The 24036-nt window shown below is 70.3% G+C and carries 25 protein-coding genes; 11 read left to right on the top strand and 14 right to left on the bottom strand.

The annotated features are described in order from the left end of the window. Nucleotides 1-38: 38 nt before the first annotated feature. Complete coding sequence (locus HUW46_RS41075; protein WP_215544054.1) at nucleotides 39-746, bottom strand: TetR/AcrR family transcriptional regulator; 708 nt, start codon at nucleotides 744-746, stop codon at nucleotides 39-41. 93 nt (nucleotides 747-839) lie between these two features. Here HUW46_RS41075 and HUW46_RS41070 point away from each other — a divergent pair, with 93 nt between their 5' ends. Next, on the top strand, nucleotides 840-1811 hold the full coding sequence (locus HUW46_RS41070) for an ATP-binding cassette domain-containing protein (protein WP_215544053.1): 972 nt from the start codon (nucleotides 840-842) through the stop codon (nucleotides 1809-1811). Then, complete coding sequence (locus HUW46_RS41065) at nucleotides 1808-2647, top strand: ABC transporter permease (RefSeq protein WP_215544052.1); 840 nt, start codon at nucleotides 1808-1810, stop codon at nucleotides 2645-2647. The genes HUW46_RS41070 and HUW46_RS41065 overlap by 4 nt, the downstream gene beginning before the upstream one ends. A gap of 6 nt (nucleotides 2648-2653) precedes the next feature. Here HUW46_RS41065 and HUW46_RS41060 read toward each other — a convergent pair whose 3' ends face one another. Both HUW46_RS41060 and HUW46_RS41055 read right to left on the bottom strand, forming a co-directional pair. After that, nucleotides 2654-2914 carry a hypothetical protein gene (locus tag HUW46_RS41060; RefSeq protein WP_215544051.1) on the bottom strand — a complete coding sequence of 87 codons (261 nt, stop codon included), beginning with the start codon at nucleotides 2912-2914 and terminating at the stop codon, nucleotides 2654-2656. Next, a complete protein-coding gene (locus HUW46_RS41055; RefSeq protein WP_215544050.1) occupies nucleotides 2911-3126 on the bottom strand; it encodes a maleylpyruvate isomerase N-terminal domain-containing protein in 216 nt (71 codons plus the stop codon). The genes HUW46_RS41060 and HUW46_RS41055 overlap by 4 nt, the downstream gene beginning before the upstream one ends. A gap of 56 nt (nucleotides 3127-3182) precedes the next feature. Here HUW46_RS41055 and HUW46_RS41050 point away from each other — a divergent pair, with 56 nt between their 5' ends. Next, a complete protein-coding gene (locus HUW46_RS41050) occupies nucleotides 3183-3797 on the top strand; it encodes an AAA family ATPase (RefSeq protein WP_215544049.1) in 615 nt (204 codons plus the stop codon). Here HUW46_RS41050 and purU read toward each other — a convergent pair. The 5 genes from purU to HUW46_RS41025 are packed head-to-tail and all read right to left on the bottom strand — an operon-like array spanning nucleotide 3790 to nucleotide 9591. After that, nucleotides 3790-4641, bottom strand: coding sequence for a formyltetrahydrofolate deformylase (gene purU, locus HUW46_RS41045; RefSeq protein WP_215544048.1), 852 nt, complete (start codon nucleotides 4639-4641; stop codon nucleotides 3790-3792). The genes HUW46_RS41050 and purU overlap by 8 nt on opposite strands. Next, nucleotides 4638-5207 carry a sarcosine oxidase subunit gamma gene (locus HUW46_RS41040; protein WP_254125438.1) on the bottom strand — a complete coding sequence of 190 codons (570 nt, stop codon included), beginning with the start codon at nucleotides 5205-5207 and terminating at the stop codon, nucleotides 4638-4640. Before HUW46_RS41040 ends, purU begins: the two co-directional genes overlap by 4 nt. Then, nucleotides 5197-8019 carry a 2Fe-2S iron-sulfur cluster-binding protein gene (locus tag HUW46_RS41035; RefSeq protein ID WP_215544047.1) on the bottom strand — a complete coding sequence of 941 codons (2823 nt, stop codon included), beginning with the start codon at nucleotides 8017-8019 and terminating at the stop codon, nucleotides 5197-5199. The genes HUW46_RS41040 and HUW46_RS41035 overlap by 11 nt, the downstream gene beginning before the upstream one ends. Continuing rightward, a complete protein-coding gene (locus HUW46_RS41030; RefSeq protein ID WP_215544046.1) occupies nucleotides 8016-8360 on the bottom strand; it encodes a sarcosine oxidase subunit delta in 345 nt (114 codons plus the stop codon). The genes HUW46_RS41035 and HUW46_RS41030 overlap by 4 nt, the downstream gene beginning before the upstream one ends. A gap of 10 nt (nucleotides 8361-8370) precedes the next feature. After that, entirely contained in the window at nucleotides 8371-9591 is a 1221-nt protein-coding gene (locus tag HUW46_RS41025; RefSeq protein ID WP_215544045.1) for a sarcosine oxidase subunit beta family protein, read from the bottom strand. Between the two features lie 70 nt (nucleotides 9592-9661). Between HUW46_RS41025 and HUW46_RS41020 the strand changes: the two genes are divergently transcribed. From HUW46_RS41020 to HUW46_RS41010, 3 genes are all read left to right on the top strand, one after another. Next, nucleotides 9662-10324: a GntR family transcriptional regulator gene (locus HUW46_RS41020; protein ID WP_215544044.1), complete on the top strand. Its 663-nt coding sequence runs from the start codon at nucleotides 9662-9664 to the stop codon at nucleotides 10322-10324. 115 nt (nucleotides 10325-10439) lie between these two features. After that, on the top strand, nucleotides 10440-11678 hold the full coding sequence (locus tag HUW46_RS41015) for a cytochrome P450 family protein (protein WP_215544043.1): 1239 nt from the start codon (nucleotides 10440-10442) through the stop codon (nucleotides 11676-11678). 51 nt (nucleotides 11679-11729) lie between these two features. Continuing rightward, nucleotides 11730-14444, top strand: a complete 2715-nt coding sequence (locus HUW46_RS41010) for an ATP-binding protein (RefSeq protein WP_215544042.1) — start codon at nucleotides 11730-11732, stop codon at nucleotides 14442-14444. 43 nt (nucleotides 14445-14487) lie between these two features. Here HUW46_RS41010 and HUW46_RS41005 read toward each other — a convergent pair whose 3' ends face one another. Then, nucleotides 14488-15489: a hypothetical protein gene (locus HUW46_RS41005; protein WP_215544041.1), complete on the bottom strand. Its 1002-nt coding sequence runs from the start codon at nucleotides 15487-15489 to the stop codon at nucleotides 14488-14490. Nucleotides 15490-15784: 295 nt separating this feature from the next. On the opposite strand from HUW46_RS41005, the gene HUW46_RS41000 reads away from it, so the two are divergent. Further along, a complete protein-coding gene (locus tag HUW46_RS41000) occupies nucleotides 15785-16537 on the top strand; it encodes an SDR family NAD(P)-dependent oxidoreductase (protein WP_215544040.1) in 753 nt (250 codons plus the stop codon). Here HUW46_RS41000 and HUW46_RS40995 read toward each other — a convergent pair. Continuing rightward, the gene (locus HUW46_RS40995) at nucleotides 16506-16913 is read right to left on the bottom strand and encodes a hypothetical protein (RefSeq protein ID WP_215544039.1); all 408 of its coding nucleotides are present in this window, start codon (nucleotides 16911-16913) and stop codon (nucleotides 16506-16508) included. The genes HUW46_RS41000 and HUW46_RS40995 overlap by 32 nt on opposite strands. 143 nt (nucleotides 16914-17056) lie before the next feature. Between HUW46_RS40995 and HUW46_RS40990 the strand changes: the two genes are divergently transcribed. Beyond that, nucleotides 17057-17791: a MerR family transcriptional regulator gene (locus HUW46_RS40990; RefSeq protein ID WP_215544038.1), complete on the top strand. Its 735-nt coding sequence runs from the start codon at nucleotides 17057-17059 to the stop codon at nucleotides 17789-17791. A gap of 41 nt (nucleotides 17792-17832) precedes the next feature. On the opposite strand, the gene HUW46_RS40985 is transcribed toward HUW46_RS40990, so the two are convergent. After that, entirely contained in the window at nucleotides 17833-18918 is a 1086-nt protein-coding gene (locus HUW46_RS40985) for an LLM class flavin-dependent oxidoreductase (RefSeq protein ID WP_215544037.1), read from the bottom strand. Between the two features lie 273 nt (nucleotides 18919-19191). Here HUW46_RS40985 and HUW46_RS40980 point away from each other — a divergent pair, with 273 nt between their 5' ends. Next, the gene (locus HUW46_RS40980; protein ID WP_215544036.1) at nucleotides 19192-20412 is read left to right on the top strand and encodes a riboflavin synthase; all 1221 of its coding nucleotides are present in this window, start codon (nucleotides 19192-19194) and stop codon (nucleotides 20410-20412) included. A 39-nt stretch (nucleotides 20413-20451) separates the two neighbouring features. On the opposite strand, the gene HUW46_RS40975 is transcribed toward HUW46_RS40980, so the two are convergent. Further along, nucleotides 20452-21075, bottom strand: a complete 624-nt coding sequence (locus HUW46_RS40975) for a hypothetical protein (protein WP_215544035.1) — start codon at nucleotides 21073-21075, stop codon at nucleotides 20452-20454. A 217-nt stretch (nucleotides 21076-21292) separates the two neighbouring features. Here HUW46_RS40975 and HUW46_RS40970 point away from each other — a divergent pair, with 217 nt between their 5' ends. Continuing rightward, nucleotides 21293-21574: a hypothetical protein gene (locus HUW46_RS40970; protein ID WP_215544034.1), complete on the top strand. Its 282-nt coding sequence runs from the start codon at nucleotides 21293-21295 to the stop codon at nucleotides 21572-21574. Between the two features lie 57 nt (nucleotides 21575-21631). Next, nucleotides 21632-22594 carry an FkbM family methyltransferase gene (locus HUW46_RS40965; protein WP_215544033.1) on the top strand — a complete coding sequence of 321 codons (963 nt, stop codon included), beginning with the start codon at nucleotides 21632-21634 and terminating at the stop codon, nucleotides 22592-22594. Nucleotides 22595-22598: 4 nt separating this feature from the next. Here the strand turns inward: HUW46_RS40965 and HUW46_RS40960 are convergent, their stop codons facing one another. After that, nucleotides 22599-23831 (bottom strand): NAD(P)/FAD-dependent oxidoreductase, encoded by a 1233-nt coding sequence (locus tag HUW46_RS40960; RefSeq protein WP_215544032.1) that lies wholly within the window; start codon nucleotides 23829-23831, stop codon nucleotides 22599-22601. After that, the gene (locus HUW46_RS40955; protein ID WP_215544031.1) at nucleotides 23828-24025 is read right to left on the bottom strand and encodes a ferredoxin; all 198 of its coding nucleotides are present in this window, start codon (nucleotides 24023-24025) and stop codon (nucleotides 23828-23830) included. The genes HUW46_RS40960 and HUW46_RS40955 overlap by 4 nt, the downstream gene beginning before the upstream one ends. Nucleotides 24026-24036 lie beyond the last annotated feature (11 nt).

The raw sequence follows: 24036 nt of genomic DNA, 5'->3' as shown, positions 1-24036 counted from the left end.
TTCGGTGCGGATCCGCACCACTCGAGCGCGTACCCGCGCTACGGCAGCGCGGCGGCGATGCCGTCGAGGACTCGCTCGACACCGAACGCGAACACCTTGTCATCGGGCCAGTGCTCGGCTTCGCGGACGAACCGCGCGGTCATCGGGTGCTTGTCCTCGGCGAGCAGCCGTCGCACCCACGGGGTGAGGATTTCCTGCCACTGCTCGTCGGTGATCCCGGTCCGCCGCGACAGTTCCGCGCCGGCGAGGTCCTCGACCACGTTGCCGTGCACGTACCCGCGCAACGTGCCGACCAGACCGTGGATGGTGTCCATGTCGAGCCCGAACCCGTCGAGCGCGGCCATCGCGAACTCGTTCACCCGCAACGCGTTCGGGCCCATCGCGGGCCTGCCGATCTTCGTCGTCACGCTCCACGGGTGCCGCAGCGCCACCGCGCGCTGCTCGGTCGCGGAGAGCCGCAGGTCCGCCCGCCAGTCGCCGGAAGGCTGGTCCGGGAGCCGCTGCTCCCCCAGCACCGCGTCGTTGATCAGCTCCAGCAGGTCGTCCTTGCTCGGCACGTGCCGGTACAGCGACATCGGCCGCACGGACAACTCTGCGCCGAGGCGGCGCATCGACAACGCGTCGAGCCCTTCCGCGTCCGCGATCGCGATGGCCACTTCGACGATCTTGTCCCTGCTCAACGCGGGAGCCGGACCAGGTGGGGCGTCCTCGGCCCAGATGTACCGCGGCGTGGACCGCTCGGCCATGACCACCTCCTCCTGGCGGGGAAGCATAACAAGCTGATACGGTGTACACCTGACCGATACGCTGTATCAGCCACTCGAACTGGGGACTCGTTCATGGGAAATGATCTGGCAGTACTCGTCGAAGGCGTCGCAAAACGCTTCGGCGACACCGAAGCACTCGCGGGGCTCGACCTGGAAGTTCCCGCCGGGACCATCTGCGGTGTGCTCGGGCCGAACGGGGCGGGCAAGACCACCGCAGTGCGCATCCTCTCCACACTGCTCAGGCCCGACCGCGGCCGCGCCTTCGTCGACGGAATCGACGTGGTGCGCGATGCCGAGCGCGCCCGGTACCGCCTCGGGCTCGCGGGCCAGTTCGCCGCGGTCGACGAAAAGCTCACCGGGCGCGGGAACCTGCGGATGTTCGGCAGGCTTTACCACTTACCCGGCCGCGTCGCGAAGGAACGTGCCGACGAACTGCTCGACCGGTTCCACCTCACCGAGGCCGGAAACCGCGTCGTGTCAACCTATTCCGGCGGTATGCGGCGCAGGCTCGACCTCGCGGCGAGCCTGCTGATCGCGCCCGCGGTGCTTTTCCTCGACGAACCCACCACCGGGCTCGATCCGCGCGGGCGCGCCGAAGTGTGGGCCGCTGTTCGCGACCTCGTCGAGGGCGGCACGACCGTCGTGCTCACCACGCAGTACCTCGACGAGGCCGACCACCTCGCCGACTCCATCGCGGTCATCGACGCCGGGCGCGTGGTCGCCACCGGCACTCCGGAACAGCTCAAGAACAAGGTCGGTGCCGAACACGTCGCCGTCGCACTGGCCAGCGCCGACGACCTCGCCGAAGCAGGCGCCGCGCTGCATCGCGCCACCGGCGGCGAACCGATGCTCCACCCCGGTTCGCGGACGGCCACCGTCGCGGTGAACGGGGACCCGGGCGCGCTGGCCGCCGTGGTCCGCGAGCTGGACTCCGCGGGTATCCGCATCGACACCATGGCGCTGCGCAGCCCCACCCTCGACGACGTGTTCCTCGAACTCACCGGCCATTCGGCGGACGAAGCCACTCAGGAGGTGCCCGCATGACCGCCGCGCTCTGGGTCCCCACCCCGCCCAAGACGATGTGGACCAAGCTCCGCTGGGCGGTGTCCGACGGTTTCGTGCTGGTGCGGCGCGAACTCGAGCACCTGTTCCGCGATCCGGGCGGGCTCGCCAGCGAGATCGTCCTTCCCGCGATCATCGTGCTGCTGTTCGGCTACGTCCTCGGCAGCGCGATCATGGTGCCCGGCGGCGGGAACTACCGCGAATACCTGATGCCGGGGATCTTCGCCATGCAGGCCATGATGGGGATCGGCGTCACCGTCACCACCGTCGCGGGCGATCTCGCCGACGGCGTGATGGACCGCTTCCGGTCGATGCCGATGGCGCGCTCGGCCGTCCCGTTCGGACACACCGTCTCTTCGCTGGCCACCGGGCTGGTCAACTTCGCCGGTGTCGCGGTGTGCGCGCTCGTCGTCGGCTGGCAACCGCACCGGGGCCTGTGGCTCACCGTCGCGGGTTTCGCCGTGCTGCTCCTGTTTCGGTACGCGGTCGGCTGGGTCGGCGTCCTGCTCGGACTGGTCTTCAAGACCGAGGAGGCAGCCGACCACGCGGTGCCGCTGATCTTCCCGCTCGCCATGATCGGCAACACGTTCGTGCCGACCGACGGCATGCCGGGCTGGCTGCGGATCATCGCCGACTGGAACCCGATCAGCGCGGTCACCGACTCCTGCCGCCTGCTCTGGGGCAACCCGGGGGCGCACGGCGCGGGAACTTCGTTGCCGCTGCAGAACCCGGTGCTCACGGCGATCCTCTGGTCGGTCGGCATCATCGCGGTGGCGGCGCCACTTGCCGTGTGGCGTTACCGCGCCGCGGCGCGCTGACCCCAGCTACGGCCGACGACCCAGGTAAGCGGCGAGCCGGGTGTAGACATCGGCATCCTCGGCAACCGGCGCGATCGGTCCGAACGGGCCATGGCCGCTGCGTTCCTCGTGGGTGTAGGCGTCAAGCGCGATCCGTCCTGGCAGCGTGGCCCACGGCAAGGTGACCGTGCTGTCGAGCTTTTCGTCGTCGGCCCACGCCCGTTCGGCCTCGCCGCGGGCCAGCGCGAACGCATCGACCCAGCCGTGATCGTCGACACCGTCGATCACGGCTGGGATGTCGCCCGTGCCGACTCCGGCACCGACGCGGGCGTCTTGTGCAGCACCGCGACGACGTGCCCGAGCAGCGCTCGCACGTCGTAGTCGGCGCAAGGCGTGCTCTTGCGCGGTTCGCCGGGGCGCATCGCTGCTATCTGGTACTCGGTCTGGTCCAGGGAGCGGGCGAACGGCGGACGCGGGTCGTGGATCGCCGGTACGGTCATGCCAGGGAACCTACGCGCGCACCCCGACAATTCCGCCTGCCGCAGAGGATCACGCAATGGCCGCCGTCCGTCCTTCGCTGCGAGAGGCGCGGGTGATCCTGATCGGCGGCACGTCGAACGTCGGGAAGTCCACTGTGGCGCAAGCACTGGCGGATCGGCTCGAGTACGAGTACCGGTCGACCGACAAGCTCGCGCGGCATCCCGGGCGTCCGTGGCCGACGCCGGACCGTGCCGTGCCCGCGCACGTCGCCGAGCACTACCGCACGCTCACCGTCGACGAGCTGATCACCTCCGTTCTCGAGCACTACCAACGATTGTGGCCGCGGGTGGAGCAGTTGATCGCCGATCGTGCGGCGAACGACACAGGTCTCGTCCTCGAAGGGTCCGGGCTCTGGCCCGCGCTGGTCGCCGAACTGACCGTCCCGCGCACGGCCGCGATCTGGCTGACCGCTGAGAAGACCGTGCTGAGCGACCGGATGCGCGCGGCCAGCGGCTACGAGGAAGCCGACCAAGAGCACCGGCACCTGGTCGAGAAGTTCCTCGGCCGCACCATCCGGTACCAGGAGCTGATGCTCGCCGACCTCATCAAGCTCGGCTTGCCTTGTCTCCCCGTCGGCGGCCACACCGTCGGAGAGCTCGCCGACGCCGTCCTCGCGCGCGCCCTCAGTTGAAGATGACCGTGCGATTCCCGTTGAGCAGCACGCGGTTCTGGCAGTGCCAGGTGACCGCGCGGGCGAGCGCGAGCCGTTCGGCATCCCGCCCGACGGCCACCAGATCCTCCGGCGAGCGCCGGTGGTCGACGCGGATCACCTCCTGTTCGATGATCGGCCCCTCGTCGAGGTCCGGGGTCACGTAGTGCGCCGTGGCCCCGACGAGTTTCACCCCGCGTTCGTAGGCCTGGTGGTACGGGCGGGCGCCCGCGAAGCTCGGCAGGAACGAGTGGTGGATGTTGATCGCCCTGCCTTCGAGCCGCTTGCACAGGCCGTCCGACAGCACCTGCATGTACCGCGCCAGCACGACGAGATCGATCCGGTGTTCTTCGACGAGATCGAGCAGGCGGGCCTCCGCGGCGGGCTTGGTGTCCTTGGTGATCGGCACGTGTTCGAACCGGACCCCCGCGGCGTCGGCCATCGGCCGCAGGGTGTCGTGATTGGACACCACGAGCGCGAGTTCGGCGCCAAGGCTGCCGCTTCTCCAGCGGTACAACAGGTCCGAGAGGCAGTGGTCGAACTTGGACACCATCACCAGCAGCCGCGGCCGCACCGACATGTCGTGCAGGCGCCAGCTCATCCCGAACGCCCGCGCCGTCTCGCCGAAGTGCTCGGCGAACCCCTCCTCGGTGAGCGGGGCGAGCGGCTGGAAGCTCGTGCGCAGGAAGACCCTGCCGGAGAGCGGATCGTCGAACTGCTGGTGTTCGGTGATGTCGCAGCCCAGCTCCACCAGGACCGAGCTGACCGAATGCACGATGCCGGGCCGTTCCGGGCAGGCCAGGGTGAGCACGAACGGATCGGTCACGACTCCCCCACGTACTCCGTGGCGGCATCCACCAGCCACGCGGCGAGGTAACCCGCGAAGGACGAACGCACCAGCACCGTGAACGCGTCACCACCGCGCGCGACGAGCACCACGCCCGCCCTGGCCAGTAGCGTCTGAACGCAGGTACCCGGTGGCGAGCCGAGCGGGTGGAGGTCGATGGCGCACCCGTGCGCCAGCACGTCGCGGGCATGCGGGCCGGACAGGTCCAGTGCGGTTCGCTGCGCCGAAGTGTCCACAGCGGACAGACAAAGACCGTCCACACGCGACAACAAGGCGGCCTCGGATCCAGGCGGCGCGAGCACGAGGTACTCGTCGGGGCCGAGCCACAGCACCTCGACACCTTCCCCGCCCGTCGCGGTGCACGGGCGCTCCGGCAGCGGACACGACAGCGCGGCGGAGACCGCGGCGCGCTGCCCCGTGGCTACGCGGAGCGTCAACTGGGTCAGGAACGGCCGTTCGGCCAGGCTCACCGCGGGCGCGAGCGCGGCGAACCTCGGCGCCCAGTCCTCCAGCGGGCTGTGCCGCACCAACGCGCTAACCGTCACGGCGGGCTCCTTCCTTGTCGTAGAGCACGGGTTCGGTGACCGTCACCGGGACGAGGCGATCGCCCACGGGCACGCGGAGCGTCTCCCCGACCCGGTCGCGGCCGCCGCGCACGAGCGCCAGCGCGAACGAAGTGCCGAGGGCGGCGCTGTGGTAGCTCGACGTGATGTGCCCGAGCATCGGCACCGGCGGCTCGGGCAGCCGTTCCACGGCGACCAGGTGCGCGCCCTCCGGCAGCACCTCGGCGGGATCCGACGGCAGCAACCCGACGAGCTGCTTCCGGTCGGGGCGGAGGTTTTCCGCGCGCGAGAACGACCGCTTGCCGATGAAGTCGGGCTTCTTCTTCGACACCGCCCACGTCATGCCGAGATCGTGCGGGGTCACCGTGCCGTCGGTGTCCTGCCCGATGATCGGGTAGCCCTTCTCCGCGCGGAGGACGTGCATGGTCTCCGTGCCGTACGGCGTGATCCCGTACGGCTCCCCCGCCGCGACCAGCGCTTCCCACACCGTCGGCCCGTCCCACGCGCACACGTTGACCTCGTAGGCCAGCTCACCGGAGAAGCTGATCCGGCACACCCGTGCCGCCACGCCGGCGACCGTGGTGTCCCGCCAGGTCATGAAGCCGAAGGCCTCGTTCGACACGTCGAGCTCCGGCGCGACCGCGCCGAGCACCTCGCGCGATTTCGGCCCCACCAACGGGATCGTGACCCACTGCTCGGTGACCGAGGTGAGCGTGACCCGCAGGTGCGGCCACTCGGTCTGCAGCCACTCTTCGAGCCATTCGAGCACCATCGCCGCGTTGCCGGTGGTCGTGGTGATCAGGAACCGGTCCTCCGCGATCCTGGCGACCGTCCCGTCGTCGAGCACCATGCCGTCGATCCCGCACATCACGCCGTAACGCACGAAGCCGACCTTGAGGGTGGCCATCATGTTGGTGTAGACGAGATTGAGGAACGCGGCGGCGTCGGGCCCGACGACCTCGATCTTGCCCAGCGTGGACCCGTCCATGAGCGCGACGCCGGTGCGCGCGGCGACGCATTCGCGACGCACCGCGGCGGCCATGTCCTCGCCGTCGGCCGGGTAGTACCACGGCCGCTTCCACTGGCCGACGTCCTCGAACTCGGCACCCGCCGCGACGTGCCACGCGTGCAGCGCGGTCACCCGGACCGGGTCGTGCAGCTCCCCGCGGTCGCGCCCGGCGAGCGCGGCGAAGGGCACCGGCACGTACGGCGGCCGGAACGTGGTGGTGCCGGTGTCCGCGATGTGCCCGCCGAGCGCTTCCGCGATCACCCCCGAGGCGAGCACACCCGAGGTGCGGCCCTGGTCGTGCGCGGTGCCGATGGTGGTGTACCGCTTGACGTGCTCGACCGAGCGCAGGCCCGCACCGGTGGCGCGCAGGATGTCCGACACGGTCGCGTCCCGCTGCAGATCGACGTACCGGGTGTCCGGCTCGGCGGGATCGGCCGCGGGGACCGACCACAGCTCACCCGTCGGCTGTTCGCGGCGGATCGGCGCGGAATCGGGCAGCGCCGCGTCGGCGGCCGAGCAGAACCCGAGGTCGACCGCGGCGTCCCGGCCCGCGAGCAGGCACTCCCCCGTTTCCAGCAGCCCCGCCGCCGATCCCGCGACCCGCATCCCGGGCACCGCCCCGCCCGGCACGAACGCGCCCAGTTCGTCGCAGTACGCGAGCGGACCACGCACCTGGCTGAACAGGTTGACCACCGGCGTCCACCCACCGGAAACCAGCACCAGATCGCAGCCCTCCTCGGTCGCGCCGCCACCGGCACGGGGCGCGATCCGGACCCCGGTCACCCTGTCCGAACCGAGGGTCTCGGTCAAGACGTGATCGGCTCGCACGTCGATTCCCCTTGCCGCACAAGCGAGTGCGAGTGAGCGGGGCGCGGCGGACCGACCGTCCACAATGGTCGCGATGCGCATGCCGGCGTCCGCGAGTTCGAGCGCCGCGGCGTACGCGCTGTCGTCGATGGTGAACACCACCGCGCGATCACCGGCGCGGACGCCGTACCGGTGCAGGTAGGTGCGCGCGGCACCGGTGAGGAGCACGCCGGGCCGGTCGTTCCCGGTGAACACCAGCGGCCGCTCGTGCGCCCCGGTGGCCACGATGGTGGTGCGGGCCCTGATCCGCCAGATCCGGTGCCGGACCACGGACGGCGACGCGTCGGCGAGGTGATCGGTCCGGCGCTGCACCGCGAGCGTGAACCCGTCGTCGTAGCACCCGAAGGCGGTCGTCCTGGCGAGCACGGTGGTACCCGGCCCGGCCAGATCGTCCACAACGGACCGCGCCCAGTCCGCGCCGGTGCGCCCGTCCACATACTCCGGCGAGCCGAGCAGCGAGCCGCCCGGCACCGGCTGGTCGTCGAGCAGGACCACGCGGGCACCGGACAGGGTGGCGGCCTGCGCGGCGAGCAGCCCGGCCGGACCCGCGCCGATCACCAGCAGGTCGCAGTGGACGTGCTTGGCGTCGTACCGGGCGAGATCGGGCGACGGTGGCAGCGCGCCACGGCCCGCGAGCCCGTTCGCGACGAGCCCGTCGCACAGTTCGACCGCGGTCGCCTGGCGCATCGGCTCCTGGTAGGGGTGCCGCACGCCGACGAGCGCGCTGGCCTCCTCCACCCCAGCCGACATGATGCCGCGCGGCCTGCCGTGCGCGATGCTCGTGGCCACGCGGTGCACGCCGTTGGCGAGAAGCGCGGAAGCGAGCGTGTCACCGGGGTGGCCGGTGTAGTCCGTGCCGTCGAAGGTGAACCGCAGCGCGGTGCTCCGGTCGACCAGGCCGCGGGCCGGGATCCTCATGACGCCACCTCCCGCTGTGTCTTGCGGGACACCCGCACCCGGTCGGGCATCGCGAACGGGGCTCCGCCAGTGTCATTCACCATGCCCTCCATCTCGTACACGGAGCGGAACTCGTAGGTCACGGTGTCGCGCACCGCGTTGAACCAGCGGCGGCACCCCGCGGTGTGCGCCCAGCGCTCCGCGAACGGGCCGACTGGGTTGTCCCGGTAGAACACGAACTCGGCCCAGTCCTCATCGGACAGTGCGGCCGGATCCGCGGGGTAGGCGACGTGCGCCTGCCCGCCGTAGTGGAATTCGGTTTCCTCGCGCGGCCCGCACCAGGGGCAGGGAATCAGTTGCATGACAAGGCTCCTAGTGCGCCACAGCGGCGGCGCCGTGCTCGTCGACGAGTGCGCCAGTGGTGAAGCGTTCGAGGGTGAACGGGGCGTTGTACGGGTGGGGGCGGTCGTTGGCGATCGTGTGCGCGAAGCAGCTGCCCACGCCCGGGGTCGCCTTGAACCCGCCGGTTCCCCAGCCGCAGTTGAGGTACAGACCGTCCACAGGGGACAGTCCCATGATCGGGGAGGCGTCCGGGCTGACATCGACGATCCCAGCCCAGGTGCGCAGCAGATGCGCGCGGGCGAAAATCGGGAACAGCTCCAGCGCCGCCGACATCTGGCGTTCGATGATGTGGAAGGCGCCGCGCCTGCCGTACCCGTTGTAGCCGTCGACACCCGCGCCCATCACCAGCTCACCTTTGTGCGCCTGGGAAACGTAGACGTGCACCGCGTTCGACATCACCACCGTCGGGTGCACCGGTTCGAGCAACTCGGACACCAGTGCCTGCAACGGGTGCGACTGCAACGGCAACCGGAACCCGGCCCGTTCGGCGAGCACGGAGGTGTGCCCGGCGGCGCACAGCGCGACGCGGCCCGCGGCGATGCGGCCGCGGGAGGTCTGCACGCCGGTGACCTTCCCGTCGCTGATGTCGAAGCCGGTGACCTCGCAGTTCTGGATCAGGTCGACGCCGAGATCGCTCGCCGCGCGGGCGTACCCCCACGCCACGTAGTCGTGCTTGGCGATACCGGCCCGCGGCTGGTAGGTGGCACCGAGCACCGGGTACCTGACCTCGGGCGAGACGTTGACGATCGGGCACACCTCGGCCACCTGCGCCGGGTCGAGCCATTCGGCGTCGATACCGTTGAGCCGGTTCGCGTTGACCCTGCGGACGCTGTCGCGCACGTCCTGCAGGCTGTGCGCGAGGTTCAGGACGCCGCGCTGGCTGAACAGGATCGGGTAGCCGAGTTCCTCTTCGAGCCCTTCCCAGAGCTTCAGGGAATGCTCGTAGATGCCCGAACTCTCGTCCCACAGGTAGTTCGAGCGGATGATGCAGGTGTTGCGGGCCATGTTCCCGCCGGCGAGCCAGCCCTTCTCCAGCACCGCCACGTTCGTGATGCCGTGGTGGCGCGCGAGGTGGTAGGCCGTCGCGAGGCCGTGGCCGCCCCCGCCGACGATCACCACGTCGTACGACCGCCGCGGCTCCGGATTGCGCCAGAGCTGGTCGGGGTGGTCGGGGAGATCAGGAGAGCGCATGCCGGGACCCCAATCTGGTCGCCAACTGACAGTCGACTGATATATCAGTTGTTGGGCTACGCTACGTGGCATGAGTGACCCGGTCAAGACCCCGGCCACAGCGCCCCGTTCGCTCGCCGAACGCGCCTACCTGGCGATCCGCGACCAGCTCGTCATGCTCGACATCGCACCGGGCGAGCCCATCAACGAGGACGCGCTGGCCCGCGGCCTCGAAGTCGGCCGCACCCCCGTCCGCGAAGCGCTCAAACGGCTCGAGAACGAGCGCCTCGTCGCGGTCTTCCCCCGCCGGGGCACGTTCGCCACCGACGTGAACATCGCCGATCTCGGCCACATCTTCGAGGTGCGGCACACGCTCGAACCGATGGCGGCCGCGATGGCGGCCGAGCGCGCGAGCAACGCCGAGCGCGCACTGCTGGCAGCGCTGCTCGAGAAGCTCGATGACGACGTCGAACGCACGCCGTCCGACGCGCTCATGCGCCTCGACCTCGACGTCCACCGCGCGATCTACCACAGCACCGGCAACCCGTTCCTCGAAGACACCCTGATCCGCTACGACAACCTCGCCACCCGGATCTGGTGCGTGTTCCTGCCGCGGCTGAAGACCATGGCCGGGCACATCGCGGAACACCGCTTCCTGATCCAGGCCGTGCTCGACGGCGACCACGACGCGGCGCGGCACGTCGCGGCGAGCCACGTGAAGGACTTCGAAACCGCCATCCGCGCGGTGATCTGACCGCACCGACCGGCAAGGACAAGGTTCGCTCGTTCATCGTATTCACAAATATGTGAATCGTTTGTAGTGTGTGAATATCCGGCTACGAGCCGGGCACCACCACGGAGGGGATTCCATGTCCAGCGCACCGGTCGACCTCGCCAGTCCGGCGATGAACGCCGACCCGTATGCGGAGTACGCGCGCATCCGCGAACTCGGCCCGCTTGTCGACGCCGAAATGCCCGGGATGGGCTCGGTCCGGCTCGTCACCCGCTACGAGGACGTCAAGGCGGTGCTCAGCGACACCAGGTTCGTGGTCAACCCGGCCAACGTGCCCGGCGGGGAGGTGGAAGACCGCACCGCGCAGGCCCTGCGCGCCCGCAACTTCCCGCCCGAGTACGACCACTACCTCACCGCCAGCATCCTCGACGCCGACGGCGCGGACCACACGCGGCTGCGGAAGCTGGTCTCCCGCGCGTTCACCGTGCGCCGCATCGCGGACCTCCGGCCCAGGGTCGAAGAGCTGACCGAACAGCTGCTCGACCAGGTCGAGGCCTTCGCGGGCGACGGTGAGGTCGATCTGCTCGCGGACTTCGCCTACCCGCTGCCGATCACCGTGATCTGCGAACTGGTCGGGATCCCGGAAGCCGACCGTCCACAGTGGCGTGTCTGGTCCAGCACGCTGTCCTCCCCCACCGGCGAAGGGATCGGCGAGTGCATGCGCGACCTCGTCGCCTACTGCGAGGACCTCATCGAACGCCGCCGGGCCGAGCCTGCGGGCGATCTCGTTTCGGCGCTCGTCGAAGCCGAGGGCAACGAGCAGCTCAGCCCCACCGAGCTGATCACGTTCATCCTCGCGCTGGTGTTCGCGGGGCACGAGACCACGGCCAACCTGATCGCCAACGGGACGGTCGCCCTGCTCACGCACCCGGACCAGTTCGCACTGCTGCGGGAAAAGCCCGAGCTGGCACCGAGGGCGACGCAGGAGCTGCTCCGGTACTGCAGCCCGATCCTCGGCACCAAGATCCGCTACGCGATCGAAGACGTCGACCTCGCGGGCGAGCTGATCCGCAAGGGCGACGCCGTGATGGCCGTTCCCGCGGGCGCGAACCACGACCCTCGTCGGTTCCCCGAGCCCGACACGCTCGACATCACCAGGGAAAGCGACGGGCCGAGGGAGACGCACGTCGCCTTCTCCCACGGCATCCACTACTGCCTCGGCGCCGCGCTGGCGCGCCAGGAGGGTGAAGTCGCGTTCGCCGCGCTCGCCCGCCGCTACCCCGGTCTCCGGCTCGCGGTCGCACCGGAGGACCTGGCACGTCCCGACATGCCGACCGTCTGGCGGCTGACCGCGCTGCCAGTGAGGTTGCGCTAGCCGCCGCACCCGCGGCGGCCCCGCAACGGCCGTCGCGGGATACTCGGCGGCGTGCGGTTCGGCATCCTCGGCCCGACGGAGATCCGGTCCACCACGGGCGAGCCGGTGCCGCCGGGTGGGCCGGGCCTGCGCGCCCTGCTGGTGCTGCTCCTGCTCGACGCGGGCCGCGTGGTCGGCCACGAACGGATACTCGGCGGCCTCTACCACGAACCGGCGCAGGCGAACGCGGTGCAGTCGCAGGTGTCGCGGCTGCGCCGCGTCGTGCCGGGGCTCGTCGAGCACCACCCCGCCGGGTACCGCATCGCGATCGACCCTGACGACGTCGACGCCCACCGCTTCACCCGGCTCGCGAACGACGGGAACCGGGCGCTCGCGAGCGATCCCGCCCTCGCCGCGCGCCTGCTCGACGAAGCGCTCGGCCTTTGGCGCGGCGACGCGTTGTCCGATGTCCTCGACGCACCCTTCGCCGCTGACGCCGCCGCGCGGTTCGACGAGCGGCGGCTCGGCGCGATGGAGGATCTCGCCGAAGCCCGCCTCGTGACGGGCGAAACCCGCGACGTCGTCGACACGCTCGAAACGCTCGTCGCGGATCATCCGCTGCGCGAGCGCTCGCACGCCCTGCTCATGCGCGCGTTGCACGGCTCGGGCAGGCAGGCCGACGCGCTCGCAACGTTCGACCGGATCCGGCGGCGGCTCGCCGACGAACTCGGCGCCGACCCTTCCCCCGAACTCGCGAACGTCCATCTCGCGATCCTCCGAGCGGTACCGTCTTCGATCGCGCCGCCCGCGCCGTTCACGAGCTTCGTCGGCCGTGAAGACGACGTCGAACGCGTCGGAAAGCTGCTCGGGGAATCGCGGTTGGTCACCGTGACGGGCGCGGGTGGCAGCGGGAAAACCCGGCTGGCGGTCGAGATCGCACGGCAGCGGGACAGTTGCTTCGCCGACCTGTCCACAGTGGACGAACACGGCGTCCTGCACGCGGTGCTCGCCGCGGTCGGGGCGCGGGATTCCGGGCTGCTGCCTGGCAGGGGCGCCCCTGACGCGGAAACCGCGCTGGTGGCGGCGCTCTCGGACCGCGCCCCGCTGCTCGTGCTGGACAACTGCGAGCACGTCGTCGACGCGACGGCGCGGCTGGCGAAACTGGTCCTGACCCGCTGCCCGCACGCGCGGCTGCTCACCACGACAAGGGAAGCGCTCGGCATCACAGGCGAGTCGCTGCACGTCCTCGCTCCGCTCGTGGTCCCCTCCCCCGGCGCCGAGCGCACCGAAGCGCGCACGACTCCGTCCGTGCGCCTGTTCGTCGACCGGGCCGCCGCCGTGCGACCGGGGTTCGATCCCGACGAACGCGCGATCGAGGCGATCGCCCGGATCTGCGCGCTGCTCGACGGCCTCCCGCTGGCGATCGAACTCGCCGCCGCACGCCTGCGCGCACTGCCGCTGGACGAGGTCGCGGAACGGATCGTCGACCGCTTCCGACTGCTGTCGCATGGCGACCGCACCGCGACGCCACGGCACCGGACCCTGCACGCGGTCGTGGCGTGGAGCTGGCAGCTGCTCACCGGCGAAGAGCAGACCCTCGCGCGTCGGCTGACGGTGTTCACCGGGGGTGCGACCATCAACGCCGTATCGGCGATCTGCGGCGCCGACGACACCGCGGACGTTCTCAGCGCACTAGTCGCGAAGTCCTTTGTGGAGCTTCAGGGCGGGCGCTACCGCATGCTGGAAACCGTCCGCGAATTCGCCTGCGGACAACTCGTCGAAGCGGCTGAGCGAGAACGGCTCCGCGACGCGCACACGCGGTACTTCCTCGAACTCGCCGAAACGGCCGATCCCGGTTTGCGCGCGGCGGACCAGCTCACCTGGCTGGCACGGCTGAAGGCCGAACACGGCAATCTCCACGCCGCGTTCCGCGACGCGGTGGCCGGCACCGACTTCGCCACGGGTTTCCGCTTCGCTGGCGCGCTTTCCTGGTACTGGTGGCTTTCCGGCAGGCGGGACGAAGGCAGGCACCTCGCCGCGCGTCTGCTCGCCGAAGGGCCGTTGCCCGGTCTCGCGGAGGAGTACGTGCTGTGCGTGGTGAACGCGGATTCGGACGATCCCTCCGCGTTCCAGCTCGCCGACTCGATTCTCACCGAACCGGGACTGCGGCTGCGGCGGCCGCAGGTCCTGTTCCTCTTCCGGATGGCCGGAAAACCCGGCGAGGACGTGCCGCCGGACCTGCTCGGCGACGACGCGTGGCCGTCCGCGCTCCGCGACCTCGGCACGGGTCACCGCGCGCTGTTCCGCGGCAGGGCCCGCGCGGCTGAGGCGTCGTTCCGCCGCGCGCTGGACGGGTTCCGGTCGATCGGCGACCGCTGGGGCGTCGCCAACGCGCTGGACCGGCTCGCCGAACTCGCGCACTGGTGGGGCGCGCACGAAGAGGCGGCCGAACTGACCGGTCAAGCGCTGGCCGAACTCGCCGAACTCGGTGCCGTCCGCGACACCGCGGACCTGTTGTGCCGCCGCGCCTACGGCGTCATCTGCGCCGGCGGCGACCTCGCCGCTGCGCACGCCGACTACGAGCGCGCCGTCGAACTCGCGCACACGAGCGGCGGCTCCGAGACCGTGGCGCGGGCCCAATGCGGGCTCGGCGAGATCGCGCGCCTGCGCGGTGACGTCCTCGCCGCTCGCCACCTGTTCGAACTGGCGCTCGACGGCGCGGACGACACTCGCGCACGGGCGAAGGCGGGCCTCGCCCTCCTCCCCGAAGTCAGCCCCGCGGAGTGAGCTACAGATGGCCATGCGCTGTCGGGAAGGACAACGCCGCGGCTCAGGTCGGGTTGAGGGGAATGTTCACTCGCACGTCGGGGAGTCCGGCGAGGGGCCAGGCCACGATCAGGTCGAGCAGGTCGTCGCGCGGGCGGTTCAGCGTGAACTCCTGGAGGCAGGAAAAGGTCTGGTTACCTCCAGCGGAGGAGCTGTCACCTTGTCGGATCCAGAAGGCCTCGTGTCCTTGGATGACCGCTGCGGAGGCGCCAGGGCCAGTTACTCGGATCTGGGCTGGGTCGTCCAGCGCGCCCGACGTTGGTCGCGAAAGCGGGAACGCATGGGCGTCGATCGCGTCCGCGGCATCCTCCTTGGCGATGCTGAGCAGCTCCATGGACAGCATCGAGTTCGTGGCGGTCAGTCGAGTGAGCACGACGGCGGCGCGGTGATCGCGGCGGTGTAGTACTCGCGGTGGCGCGACGTTCGTGCCAGCTTCGATGGCCGGCGAGTCGTGGCCGAAGTCGGCATGGTGCGTGACCCCTTCCGGCACGGGACGAATGTCCAGTGGTGCTTGCCAAATCGAGGTCGTGGCTCGCTCCACGGTGGTCCGGTCAGGTAGCGGCATGGTGATAACTGTTTCCGGGAAGCCGATCTCCGGCCATGCGAGCACGAGCGACATCTGGTCGAATATCGGTGGAAGCCGGAACACAGCCCGGTAAGTGGGGCCGGACGTGCCGAGAAAATGGTCACCGTCACTCGACGAGTAAGACGTGGCGAATTCCCAGTGCACGTGGCCAGCGTGATCGAGCCAGCCGACGCGCAGGTCATCGCCCTCGTCGTAAGGCGGCAACAACCGACGGGGCGCGGCTGTCGGCTGGATCGAGAGCCTGTCGTGGATGTCCTGCTGCCGTTGGGTCGCACTACGACGATCCAGCGGACGGCGGGCCAGCAGTTCGATCTCCAAAGCCGAGAGCACGGACACCGCGCGCACAACACCGACGGTCAGTTCCGGTCGGCGTACCAGCAAGCCACCCGAATGTGCCACCGCGCCCAGGGTTTCAGTCATGTCCACCGCCTCACCATCCCATGCCGTCCGCACATACGGTCGGTCGTCTGGCAAGTCGACCTGGGACCGAACATCTGACCTGCCGGTCGTGGGTTCGGTCGATGTCAGTGGCGACAGCCATGCTGGCGGTCCTTTCGGTACGGGTGGTTTCGTTGCTGTGCCCCTGGGACGGAACGGGCGCCGCGTTCTCGACATCCCGCTGCGGGTCGGACCCAGGCCCTCGTGCGTGAACCGTGCGTAGTTCGTGCGCGGGTGCGCCCATGCTGGCCACATCGACAGCGAACGGAGTTTTAGCATGGGGAACCTGGCCGGGAAGACCGCACTGGTGACCGGGGCGTCACGGGGGATCGGCCGCGCGATCGCGGTCCGGCTCGCCGCAGACGGCGCCCGGGTCGCGGTGCACTACGGCCGCGACGAAGCCGCGGCGAAGGAGACCGTGGCGGCGGCGGGCGGGGGTGCGTTCGCCATCGGCGCCGAATTCGGTACCGACGCCGCGGTGGACGAGCTTTTCGACGCCCTCGAAGGACATCTCGCGGGGAAACCGCTCGACATACTGGTGAACAACGCCGCGGCGGGCCCGGACGGACCGATGGAGGACACCACTCCGGCACGGTTCGACCGGATCTTCGCGATCAACGTCAAGGCGCCGTTCTTCGTCACCCGCCGGGCGTTGCCCCTGTTGCCGGACGGCGGCCGCGTGATCACGCTTTCCTCGGCGTGCACGCGGATCGCGACTCCGCACCAGGCTTCGTTCGCGATGTCGAAGGCCGCCGTCGAAGTGCTCGGCAAAACGCTCGCGAACGCGCTCGGTCCGCGCGGGATCACCATCAACACGGTCACTCCGGGGGCCACCGACACCGACGTGAACGAAGCCCTGCTCGCCACACCCGGCGTGGCCGAGCAGATCGCTTCGCTGACGGCGCTCGGCCGGGTCGGCGCGGCGGACGACATCGCGGACGCGGTCGCCTTCCTCGCCTCGGACGACGCGCGCTGGATCACCGGCCAGGTGCTCGACGTCAGCGGCGGGATGTACCTCGGGCCGCGATGACGAGCAGCACCACCGGGATCACCGCGGCGAGCGTCAACAGGGTCATCAGCACAGCCGACTGCGCGGGCGGCAGGTGGTCGAGATAGCGGGTGTGAATGAGCGCGTGCGCGGCCGCGAACACCAGATAGGTCACCAAAGCGGTACGCACCAGTGCCGCTTCCCCGCTCACCGCCGCGGCGGCCAGCAGCACCGCGAGCGCCAGGTTCATCGCGCCGAAGTCGAGGAGGAGGTGTCCGTTGTAGGGCAGGTGCATGTGCACCCACGCCAGCGAAAAGAAGGATCGTGGTGCGAGCAGGATCCAGCCGCCGAGCGCGGCCTGGGTCACGGTCAGGAAGGTCAGTCCCGTCAGCACGGCGGTGTTCGTCTTGGTCTTCACTCCCTTGGGACAAGACAGCTCGCCGGTTCGTGACAACCGTGCGCGTTACGCTCGCGGAAAGGGCTTGAACCTGACGCGACGTCAGTTCATAGCGTCGGTTCCGCCGTCGCACCCGCGGCGGTGGAGAAAGTCGGAGGGCACGGGTGAACCACGGGTTCAAAGTCGGTGAGCTGGCGAAGTCGGCTGGGCTGACGGTACGCACGTTGCACCACTGGGACGCGATCGGACTGCTCAGCCCGTCGTCGAGGACCTCGTCCGGTCACCGGCTCTACGGCGACGCCGATGTCCGGCGGCTGTACCAGGTGGTGGCGCTGCGCGACCTCGGGCTGCCGCTGGAGCAGATCGCCGCGATCCTCGACGGCGAACCGGACTCACTCGGCGACATCCTCGCCGGGCACCTGGCCAGGATCGAAGCGCGCATCACCGGGCTGCGCAGCCTGCACGGTTCGGTCACCGCGCTGCTGGCCAGGGTGGGCACCGGTGCTCCCCCGACGACTCCGGACCTGCTGGAACTGGTCGACGAGGTGTCGAAAATGAGTGAAACCTTCCAGAGCTACTTTTCCCAGGAGCAGATCGCCGCGCTGGAGCAGCGGCGGGACCGGCTCGGCGCGGACTACTTCGACAACGTGCGCGCGGAATGGGGTGCGCTGATCACGCGCGTCCAGTCCGAAATGGACGCTGGGACCGAGCCGACTGACCCGAAGGTGCGCGCGCTCGCGAAGCGCTGGATGGAGCTGCTGTCGGCGTTCGACGACGGCGACAGCGGCCTGCGCGAGGCGAACTTCCGCATGCGCGCGGAAAACGCCGACGACATCGCGCGGGCGGGCGGCCCGTCGCAGGAGATGATCGACTACATCCAGCGCGCGAACCAGGCCTGACCGCCGGGGCGCGGCGGGCATCGTGCCCGCCGCGCCCCGGGTCAGACCACGGCGCCCGCTTTCGCTGCCTTGAGCGAAGCGTGCGTCGGGCCGTCCGGCACGTGCGACGGCCGTTTCACGTCGAGTTCCTTGCGCAGCACCGGAACCACCTCTTCGCCGAGCAGGTCGAGCTGCTCCAGCACGGTCTTCAGCGGCAGGCCCGCGTGGTCGACGAGGAACAGCTGGCGCTGGTAGTCGCCGAAGTGCTCGCGGAAGGTCAGCGTCTTGTCGATGACCTCCTGCGGGCTGCCCACCGAGAGCGGGGTCTGGTCGGTGAACGACTCCAGCGACGGCCCGTGCCCGTACACCGGCGCGTTGTCGAAGTACGGCCGGAACTCCCGCACCGCGTCCTGCGAGTTGCGGCGCAGGAACACCTGCCCGCCGAGGCCGACGATCGCCTGGTCCGCCGTGCCGTGCCCGTAGTGCTCGAACCGTTCGCGGTAGAGGTTCACGAGCGCGATGAAGTGCTCCTTCGGCCAGAAGATGTGGTTCGCGAAGAACCCATCGCCGTAGAAAGCGGCCTGCTCGGCGATTTCCGGGCTGCGGATCGAACCGTGCCAGACGAACGGGGGCACGCCGTCGAGCGGACGCGGGGTCGAGGTGAAGCCCTGCAGCGGCGTGCGGAACCGGCCTTCCCAGTCGACCACGTGCTCGCGCCACAACCGGTGCAGCAGCTGGTAGTTCTCGATCGCGAGCGGGATTCCCTGGCGGATGTCCTTGCCGAACCACGGGTACACCGGTGCGGTGTTGCCGCGGCCCATCATCAGATCCACCCTGCCGTCGGCGAGGTGCTGGAGCATCGCGAAGTCCTCGGCGATCTTCACCGGGTCGTTCGTGGTGATCAGCGTCGTCGACGTGGACAGGATGAGCTTTTCGGTCCGCGCGGCGACGTACCCGAGCATCGTCGTCGGCGACGACGGCACGAACGGCGGATTGTGGTGCTCCCCGCTCGCGAACACGTCGAGACCGACTTCCTCGGCCTTGCGCGCGATCGTCACCATCGCCTTGATGCGCTCGTGCTCGGACGGCGTCACGCCCGTCGTGGGGTCGGGCGTGACGTCCCCGACCGTGAAGATCCCGAACTGCATCTCGGCCTCCCACCCTGTGTCGCTTCTACTCACGCAGTTTACTTGAGCGTTCAACCACTCGCGCGGCAGGGGTATTCCCGGACGCGCCACCGGCGTGGCGCGGTGTGGTATGAATTCGAGCGGTGCAACTCCACGGTGCGGCCGTACAGTCGGCCGGTTCCGCCGCAGTGGCGGAACGACCCGGTGCGATTCCGGGACCATGCGGTCAGACCCCGCCCGAAGGCCCGGACGATCCGGGCCGTGCCGGGCCGTCACCGCTGGGTTGGGAGAAGCATGTTCACCGGTCGGATCAGTGAAACGGGCGTCGTCGAAGAGGTCGCCGGCGAGTCCGTTCGAATCGGCGCGCCGAAGAGCGCGGGCTCGCTCGAACCCGGGGGTTCGGTGTGCGTCGACGGGGTACGGCTCACCGTGCGAGACCTCGACGACCGTTCGTTCCGCGCCACCGTCACCGCCGAAACGCGGCGGCGGTCCACCTTCGACACCACCGCCGACGGCGCCCGCGTCAACATCGAAACCCCGCTGCGGCTCGGCGACGTACTCGACGGGCACCTCGTCCAGGGTTACGTGGACGCCGTCGGCAAGGTGGTCAGGGTGGACGCCGAAGGCACGGGTCACCGGGTGTGGATCCGGCCGCCGGAGCGGATGCTGAACCAACTCGTCGGCAAGGCACCGATCGCCGTCGACGGGGTGAGCGTGACCGTCGCCGAGGTGCTGCGCGACCGCTTCTCGATCGTGGTGCTCCCGGTGACCGCGTCGGCCACCGGCCTCGGTGCGCTGGCACCGGGTGACCGCGTGAACCTCGAAGCCGATCTCGTCGCGAGGCTCGTCGCGCGCCGAGGCGCCGCGGCAGGGCGTGAAGTCGAAGCGGTGGTCACCGGGCTGCACTGGGCAGGGCACGTGTCCGGCAGGACGGGCGTGGACAAGGCGGTGCGCCAGCTCGCGGCGGGAGGCGGGGTCGTCGTCTGGGATCCCGCGACCGAGGGCGAGGCGGACGTGGTGTTCGCGGGCGCGCGGCTCAAACCGGACGCGTTCCGGTTCCTGCTCACCGCGGTGTGCGGATTACCGGCGGTCCCGTGCGCGCCCGAGGTGCTCGACCGGCTCGGGATCGACCCGATCCCCGGTGACGGCGACCGGCACGGCACCGCGTTCTGCGTCCCGGTCGACCTGGCGTCCGCGGAAGGCACCGGGGTGTCCGCGGCCGAACGCGCCGCGACCGTGCGGCGGATGGCCGATCCCACCGCGGTTCCCGCCGATTTCCTCCGCCCAGGGCACATCTCACCGCTACGGGCGCGGCCGGGCCTGCTCGGCGAACGGCAGGGGCACACCGAAGCGACCGTCGCGCTGTGCGCCGCGGCCGGGCTGCCCCCGGTCGGCGTGTGCTGCGAGGTGATGAACCACGACGGGACGATGGCGGGCGCCGCCGACGCCGAGGTCGCCGCCGTGCGCTGGGGTATGCCCCTCGTCGATCTCGCGGATCTGCGGGAATGGTTGTGACACCGGGGAAATCCACGGGCGCCACCGTGCACAGTGGACTCAGTGCCGGTGGTGCTCGTACCACTCCTGCCACTGATTGATCGCCGACTCGATGGCGTCCTGCCAGTCCTCCGCCGGGTCGCGCGGGGGCGGTTTCGGCGCCGGTGGCTTCGCGGTGGTGACCGGTTTCTTGGGCGGGGGCTTGGTCGTCGACGGCTTCGGCTTCGCCGGTTCCGGTGGCGGCTGCACCGGTGCGGGCGGCGGCGTCCAGGTCGGGTACGACGTCGAAGGCGCGGTCGACGAAGTGCTCGACGAGGGCACGAGCGGTGCCGACGGGCCGATTTCGGCGGCGGGCTTCTCGGCGGCGTCGGTGGGCAGGAGCACCACGAGCGTGCCGATCAGGCCCACCGCGACCACGCCGCCGACCGCCGCGAAGGCCGCGGCGCGCTTGCCGTTGCTCCGTTCGGGTGGTGCCGCTTCCTCGGCGTCACCGGCGCCGTCCAGGCTGCCGCTCAGCGCGTCCATCGCCGAAGTGGTCGCCGCCGCGCTCTCCTGACTCGGAACACCGGTGGCCACATCGAGGGCGCCGAGGAACAGCGGACGGGTCTCCAGCACGGTTTCTTCGGGTGTCGCCGCTTCGGGGGCTGCCTCTTCGGGTGCCGCGTGCCGTGCCCGGCGCGCCATCCGCCACCTCCGTAGACCTCGCCGCCTTCGCCGGCGCGAACACCACCGGGCACCGGGAGGATACGCCCTGCAGCCCCCGCCGTGAACCCATCGGGTGAATCCATCACATTCCGCTACCGGGCTTGAATCTCGCGCCGCGGCTCCGAACTCCTTTGACCAACCGTGTCGATTCCGGGCTGCCGGGTTCGACGTAGCAGTAGAAGGAAGGGAGAAGATCATGTCGCACCCGCTCGGCCCGCTGGCCCACAACCTGACCGCGTACGCCATCTACGCCACCGCGCAGGCGGAAATGCGGCGCGCCTACGCACTCATCGACCGGGGCGAGTACCTCGCCGCGGCAGCCGAAATCGATTCGGCGGCCCATGCCGCCGAGGTGCTTGCGCACGCCACCGAAGAACTCGACACCCGCCGCAGCGCACGATGGCTGACCGTGACCGCGGCCAGGAGACGGTTCGCCGAACAGGCCCGGCTCCACGCCGGTACCGCGCTCGCCGCCTGACCGGAGCTGGCTACGCTTCTTCGCAGACACCCGATCACACCGGCGAAACGGACCTCGATGCCCCTGTCCACCGGCACCAGGCTGCGGATGGCGGCCAGGCAGGCGCTCACCCGCGCGCTGGACCGCATCCCGCAGGAGGCGGTGCACCGCGTTCGTCAGCGCTATGCCGATGCGGACGGACCGGCACGCCGCGCGCTGGCACCCGCGGCGGCGGTGCTGCGGCACCGTTCCCTGGCCCCGAGGGCCGACATCACCGTCCCCGGCGATCCCGAACTGCGCTTCGTCGCCGTCGAGTCGCGCCTGACCCGGCTGCTGTACTGGTACGGCGAATCCGGTTACGAACCGGGCGAAACCCGGTGGTGGCGGCTCCTGTGCGGACAGTCGCGGACCATCGTCGAACTCGGCGCCAACATCGGCTTCTACACGGTCATCGGCGCGCACGCGGCACCGGACGCCCGCTACGTCGCGGTGGAGGCGAACCCGGAGTCGGCCGCGATCCTGCGGGACAACCTCGCGCTCAACGACCTTTCCCGGGTGACCGTCGTGAACGCGGCCGCGGTCGGGGATGACGCCGCCGGAAGCACCGTCGAACTCGCGCTGCCGGACCAGGAACGCTACGCCGCGCCGACCGGGGCCTACCTCGCCACGGGCACCGAAGGCATCGCCGGTCGCCCCGCCACCCGCACGGTCACGGTGCCCACCGTGTCCGCCGCGACACTGCTGGCGGGCGCCGATCTCGTCAAGCTCGACATCGAAGGCATGGAGTCCGAGGTGCTCGCCGCCGCCTGGCCGTCGATCACCAGCGCCAGGCCCGTTCTCGTGGTCGAAGTGCTCAAACGCGTCCCGCGGCTGCGCCAGGTGATCCGGGACCTGCACGGCCTCGGATACCTGGCGTTCGCGATCGGCGAGCGGTCGCTGCACCTGCTGGAGAACCGGGATCTGGACAGCGATGCGCCGCTCCCCCGGTTCGGCAGCAGGGACGTCGTGCTCGTGCCCGCCGAAAAGGCCGGGCTGCTCTGAGGCTTCAGGCCTCAGCGAGCGCCTCGCGCCACGGCGTCCGCTCGGCCACGAACCGGCGCAGCGAGCGCGCCTCGCGCGGCAGGTTCCAGGTCACCGCGCCCGTCACGTGGCCGTCGGTACCGTAGAGCGCCGCGAACTTTCCCACCCGTCGCCCGCCACCACCCACCACTGACTCGCTCCGCGAGACGGCGTCATCCGGATCCCCTGCCACGACGGCGAAATCCAGCTCGGCGCCGGTCACGCCGTAGGCCTGGATCTTGACGTCGTACTGGTCGGTCCAGAAGTACGCCAGCGGACAGTACGGGGTCCGGTCGCCGAGCAGGCTCTTCGCCGCGGCCCTGCCCTGTTCGGTGGCGTTCATCCGGTGCTCGACGCGCACCCTGCCCAGCTCGGGATCGCGCCACGAGGCGACATCGCCCGCCGCGACCACGCCTTCGGCCGCGACGCAGAACTCGTCGCAGTCGACACCGTCGGTGAGAGCGAGCCCGCTGCCGTCCAACCAGCCCACCGCGGGCACGGATCCGATCGCCACCAGCACCACGTCGGCGGCGATCCGCGAACCGTCGTCCAAGTCCACGTGCGTCACGCGCCCGTGCGCACCGGTCAACCGCCTGACACCCGTCCCGCAGCGAACACGCACCCCGTGCCCGGTGTGCAGATCCACCAGCAGGCCACCGACATCGGCGCCGAACTGGCGGATCATGGGCGCGCGCAAGGGATCCACCACGGTCACCTCCCGGCCGAGCCCGCTGGCCACCGCGGCGACCTCGGCACCGAGGAACCCCGCCCCGACGATCACGACGGACTTCGCCGCCAGAATCGAGCTGCGCAACGCCATCGCGTCGTCGAGGGTGCGCAGGACGTGCACACCATCCAGCTCGTGACCGTCTCGCAGCGGGCGCGGACTCACTCCGGTGGCGAGCACCAGGCCGTCGTAGCCGAGCACACGGCCGTCGGAGAGAGTTAGCTTCCTCGCACCGGCATCGAGCCCCGTCGCCGAGGTTCCGAGCACCCAGTCGATCTCGAGCCCGCTCAGCGCGTCGGGTTTCCTCAGCGCGGTCCTGCCCGGTTCCCAGGTGCCCTGAAGGACCTGTTTGGACAGTGGCGGCCGGTCGTACGGCGCGTGCGGTTCGTCGCCGACGACCGTGATCGGTCCACTGTGGCCTTCGCGCCGCAAGGTCTCGGCCGCGGTGAGCCCCGCCGCGGACGCGCCGACGACAACCACTCCGGCGTTCACGACTCCGACAGCTCGATCGCGAGCGCGGGACAGATCCTCGCCGCCTCGCGAACGTCCTCTTCGGACCCCGCGGGCACGTCCTCGGTCAGCAGCACCACTATTCCGTCCGAATCGCGCTGGTCGAACACCTCCGGCGCGGCCAGCACGCACTGCCCGGCCCCGACGCACCTGTCCTGATCCACGATGACCTTCATCGCCGTCCTCC

The sequence above is a fragment of the Amycolatopsis sp. CA-230715 genome (assembly GCF_018736145.1).
GTDB lineage: Bacteria > Actinomycetota > Actinomycetes > Mycobacteriales > Pseudonocardiaceae > Amycolatopsis.
Note: the sequence above shows the minus strand (reverse complement) of the source record. Positions and strands in the feature narration are given on the sequence as shown.